Below are 5174 nucleotides of genomic sequence, written 5' to 3'. Positions count from 1 at the left end.
TCCTGCCTCTTCAGCAGTCATACCCATATCTGTCTTACTTGCACTACTTTGTTCACCCTCGCCAACTATGACATCATATTTATCAGATGTCTGCTTATCAAAACGCCTGACAACCTTTGGTGCGAGGGTCTTGTTTTTTATGGTTTTAAGCTCCTCCGACTTGTCTGCCCCATGGGTATAGGAGCGGAAAAGCATATAGTTCATTGCGGTCAGACCATATATATCCTCGATATAAGAATCATCAGGTCTTTGTGCAGTATCAGAAACGTTGACCTCGTAGCCTGCCTTATCGTAGCTTTCGATAAACTGCCAAAGGGTAAGACACGCCATAAGGTCCACATTTTTAGTGATAGCGTTTGTTCTCATAACAGGCGGTCTGATAAAAGCGTTGCCAAGAGTGGTACAAAGCACTGAGCCTTTATAGCCCTCGATAGCCTTTTTGACCCTTTCAAGCCTTGCCCAAACGTCAGTATCATTGCTGCCGCCGACAAGACTGTCAACAGTTTCTATCTTAAAACTAATGTTGACCTTTCTGCCGTCGCCGCTGTCAGCCACGGTATCGTAATTAAAAGAATAAGCCTCCTGCGCCTCTGCGGTCTGGACAAGCTTATTGTATCTTATATTTATAAAAATGTATAGCCTGTCGATAAGGGTATTTACAAATCTATTTTCATATGTATCGAGAGTTTCCTCTTTATGAATGTTGAGTATCTTTGACGGAGTTATCTTTCCGGTCTTTTTGTCGATATCCTGAATAAGATCGGTGTGCTGTCCTAGATGTTTTATGGACTCTACCGTTATCTTCCTTGACATAGCGATAGGCACGATCTCTTCCACTTCTTTAATGGTGTTTCTGGGATTTCTTATTACCGTATCAAGATGTGGCAGAGCTTTTTCTATCTCTGTGAGCCAGGACGAATCTATATTCTTCTCGATTATCTTACGATTAAAAGATACAGTTTTTTCGCCCGAAAGAAGCAAGGCACGGGCTGCCGCAAAGCTGTTATTGCCGTCAAACGTCTTTACAGCTTTGTCAAAAGCTGCACGCTGTTCGTTGTATTCGCTCATGCCCGTCCCTCCTCTCAAAGTTTATGAGTACAAATTTTAGTACAGTTTTTGCAATCTTTCAAGATATGCTATAGATTCTTTCATAGTGTTTCTGCCAAAAAGCTTCAGCATATATGTGCAAAGCTCTTTCAGCTCTTCTCTTAGCATTGCCAAGTTAAGCGACTCAAATTTTCTGAATATCTTTGTGGCAAGCACATAGTCAATGCCGTCAAGTTCCTCTCCGCCGCAGGCAACATATACAGGAACAAACAAGTTCATCTGTTTAAGTATACGGTTACCGAAAGCCACTCTCAGCTTTTCAATTACCCACAGGTCAAGCTGCTAGATCTTTTTCAGACTGTCCTGTGAAACAGGATACATTTGAAAAGCTTCCTTGAAGAGTGTGTCAAGATGTTCAAAGCTTAAATTCATAGGCGGCGTGTCAGGTGCGTCAAAGGCAACTCCCTTTGCGTCAAGATTGATAGGCTGTGCACGGTCGTATACCTTATCTGAGATAGTGAACGTGGAATCGTCGTTGTTGGCAGTACCGATATACCAAATGTTCTGCGGAATACGCAGCTTGCCCTTATCCAGGCGAACAGGGTCGGTGCTCCACACATTAGGAACAAGATCAAGCTCCCACTCGGCAGGATCAGGCATTTCAAGAATCGAGAGCATTTCTGCAAAGTAATATTCTACTCTCGCAATGTTCATCTCGTCGAGGAGTATGAAGTTTACATCGTCATTGTATTCAGAAGAATAAATTCTTTTGAGGACTTCTGTTTCATTAAAGTTCTTCGTGAACTCGTTGAAGTAGCCAAAAAGCTCAGTTCTGTCACGCCATGACGGCTGAACAGAAGCAATAGTAGTATCTTTCTGCAAGAACTTACCGAATGAATATGGCAATGATGTTTTACCTGTACCAGAGATACCTTGCAGGATAATGAGCTTTGTTGAAGCCATGCCTGCAATGAAAAGTCGGATAGTTTTTATGTCATAATAAAGGTGCATTCTTGAGCAGGCAAAGTTTCTGTATGCTTCGCAGATACCGCTAAGGGTGATGTCATTATTGTAAGCAGGCGGCTCGTATGTCTTGTAGAAATTGTCCACCTCGATAAGCTTTGAAAAACGGCAATCTGCTGTCTGAACAACGCCGTCCACAGTGGTTTGAACTTCGCCCTGTGCAGGCATCTGCTCGCCCTCTGCAAGCTTTGTTTCACCCTCTGCAAGAGCGGTGTTATCATATACGCCAAGCTGAGCCACCTTCATTGCCATGATCTCATCTTTTTCCTTGGTCATTTTGACCACCTGACGCTGCAGGTCAGATATTTCTTCGATAAGATCCTCGTTGCTGACGATAGAGTGTCTGAATCTTATGTACTTTCTCACAGCAAGCACTATCATAAAAATAATAAGCACAAAGATAGCCACAACAACGATAATTGCAAGCACAGAAAGTATCCAGCCCAGCGCACCAAAGTCTGCCGAGTAGGTCTTGAATATCCTTATGTAGTTTTTTATATTGAAGATCTGTTTTATGCCGTTCCACAGACCCTTGAAGATCTGCCCAAAGCCTGCAAGCATTGACGACATGAAAACAAAAAACCATTTCAGAAATCCATTCATAATGTATCACCCAAGCAGCAGTTATTTGTCATTTTTCTCCTGCTGTGCATTTTCCTCTTCCTTTTTCTTCTGCTGTGCAAGGTATTCCTCAACTGCACGTCTTTTTATTTCTTCCTCATCGCTCTCTGTGATAGCAGGACGCTTTATCTCGATTATGGTTGCGATAAGCTTATAAAGCTCAAAGAGGAAAAACAGTGCTATCGGTAAAAGTATGCAAATGAAAAATCCCGTTTTTGTTCTGAGAAAATCCATTACCTTGCCGAAACCGCCTATTTTTGCACCTTTCCACTGACCGATTATATCACCTGCATAAACAGTGTATGTATCATCTACGTTATTAGCATCGCCTCGTGTGATAAAGCCTACTGAGCCGTTATCATTGAGTACCTCTGCAATACGGTGGGTATTCTTCACCTTTTTGCCGTCAATAAGCGTCCAGAAAGTGATAACGTCGCCCTTTTTCAGAGAATTGATATCGTCTATTTCCTTTGAGATAATAAGGTCGCCTTTTTTGAAAGTTGGCTTCATTGAGTCAGATTCAACTGTGAGCGGGATATATCCCAGCAGACTTGCCGTACCATTATTCTTATCAGACGAGAACACGAGAATTGTTATAAGCAGTGCAAAGATAAGCACCACCCATGCGATAACATTAAAAACGATCTTCAAAGCTTTTTTCATAATTCAAAACCTCGGAACCCCGAGGCTTCCTCCCTTCTAATTCTTTAAGTTGTTTCAACGATCTTGAAATTCATACCAAGCTTCATTGTGCCACCAATTATTTTGTCAACACAATCAGGGTCATTTCCCTCAAGCCATATAACCACTGTATACTTGTCTTTCTCACCGGGACCAAGCTTTTCACGTCGGTCCTTCATGACCTCAGTAGAGGAGGCGAACTCCTTGTCGCAATCGCTTTCCTTACCGCTGCCGTCAGACTTTGTTTTACCATAAACAGTTTTCTCGCCATTCACGAAAAGCTCCACTCTGATAGCTTCATCAACACCGTTCGTGACGTTCTCGATAGTCATTTCGCTGTCATAGCTAAGTGTGTCTTTACCGGAATTTATGAGATAGAAAGTATAAGCTATATACCCCTCGCCATTATGGCTGCCGTTTATCTTGTCGATATTATCAGGAAGATCTTCGCCACTGATATTTGTCATATCATAGAGGATATCCGCATTGAGCCTTGAATTGCTCGTGGTATATTCAGGAGTTTCCGAAAGAGTAAGCCCCTGATTTATCATATCATACTTACTTATCTTAACTGTAAAGCTACCATACTTGTCGTAAAAATAAGACACCGCATAAGCCGCCGCCACGATAGCGATAAGTATAATGGCAAGTATTTTAAGCAATCTCATCAATACCACATAGCGTTTAGCTTCCTTGGCGGTCCTGCGAAGTGCAAGGGTATCGACTACTCTTGTATTTTTATCTATATTTTTACCGTCCAAAACCGTATCACCCGTTTATTACTCATTTCTATTGCGAACGTATCTTTCCGCAATATATTTTCCTGCATTTTCTCCCGAATAGTAAAGGCACTGCATACCACTGAGCTGTTTCACCTGCTTATCATCAGTAATGCCATCAGCTATGACCTCAGCATTAAGGTCAAAAACGAAATTCAGCAGAGAGTTCACGCAGGTATCATACCTGTCGCTCTTACCAAGAACCTGAGCCACTGAACCGTCAAGCATGATATTATCTACCTTGAACTCAGCGGTCTTAAGCATTTTAAAGCCCTCAGTGCCGAAGCCTGTGAGCAGAAAATGAAAGCCCTGTCTTCTCATAAGAGCCACGTTATCTGCCGCTGTGCTGTCAGCTTCATCAAGCACATCAGGCGACAACTCGAAGCAGACACGCTCATACTTCACGCCAAACTTATCGCAATAATCTGCCACAATTCTCGGAGCTTCCGTCTGCCTTAAAAATCTTGCAGGCATGAACACGCTTGCCCAATCAACGTCAACTTCCCTTTCGTGAAACTTACCCAAAGCCTGCAAAAGCTGAACGAAAGCAAGCTTGAAAATGCTAACACATCGGTCGGAAAGCTGAGCCACAGGGAGATAATCCGCAGGCATGAGCGTTCCCATAGCAGGAGAATTGAGCCTTGTTTGCGACTGCAAAAAAGTGACCCTGCCGCTGTCGGTATTTTTTATAGGTCTATAGAAAAGCTCCACGGCACGAACGCCGTCAACTGTTGAATTACCGTTCAAAGCAAGTCACTTCCTTTCCTGTTCAAATATATCATTATAGCATAATTTCGACAAAAAGCAAAGAAAAATCGGGAGATTTCCCCAAATATGGAAAATTATTTTTTATGCCCATTTACCAAAAAACGCCGAATTTCTTCGGCGTCTTTTTTGTTTTATTGTTATGGATTAAACACCTGTGCCTGTGTTTGAAAGGTCATAGAATTTAAGGTTAACCTGGAAGTCCTGACCTGCATTAGCATTCCAACAAGCCTCATCTTCTCCCTCAAGCCATACACG

6 protein-coding genes are annotated in these 5174 nt (G+C 42.5%); all 6 read right to left on the bottom strand.

All coding sequences use genetic code 11. The features are described 5' to 3' along the window. The coding region (locus QVO88_RS01020; protein WP_288177682.1) for a DUF2357 domain-containing protein at positions 1–1068 on the bottom strand (1068 nt) is incomplete at its 3' end. Between the two features lie 36 nt (positions 1069–1104). Further along, positions 1105–1326: a hypothetical protein gene (locus tag QVO88_RS01015; protein WP_288177681.1), complete on the bottom strand. Its 222-nt coding sequence runs from the start codon at positions 1324–1326 to the stop codon at positions 1105–1107. Between the two features lie 63 nt (positions 1327–1389). Beyond that, positions 1390–2673: a hypothetical protein gene (locus QVO88_RS01010; protein WP_022286672.1), complete on the bottom strand. Its 1284-nt coding sequence runs from the start codon at positions 2671–2673 to the stop codon at positions 1390–1392. Positions 2674–2694: 21 nt separating this feature from the next. Further along, positions 2695–3354 carry a signal peptidase I gene (locus QVO88_RS01005; protein WP_022286671.1) on the bottom strand — a complete coding sequence of 220 codons (660 nt, stop codon included), beginning with the start codon at positions 3352–3354 and terminating at the stop codon, positions 2695–2697. A 44-nt stretch (positions 3355–3398) separates the two neighbouring features. Beyond that, a complete protein-coding gene (locus QVO88_RS01000) occupies positions 3399–4133 on the bottom strand; it encodes a hypothetical protein (protein WP_022286670.1) in 735 nt (244 codons plus the stop codon). An 18-nt stretch (positions 4134–4151) separates the two neighbouring features. Next, entirely contained in the window at positions 4152–4898 is a 747-nt protein-coding gene (locus QVO88_RS00995) for an EAL domain-containing protein (protein ID WP_022286669.1), read from the bottom strand. Positions 4899–5174 lie beyond the last annotated feature (276 nt).

This window comes from Ruminococcus sp. CAG:57, assembly GCF_000435935.1.
Taxonomy (GTDB): Bacteria; Bacillota; Clostridia; order Oscillospirales; family Ruminococcaceae; genus Hominimerdicola; species Hominimerdicola aceti.
This window is presented reverse-complemented; position numbering and strand designations above follow the sequence as displayed.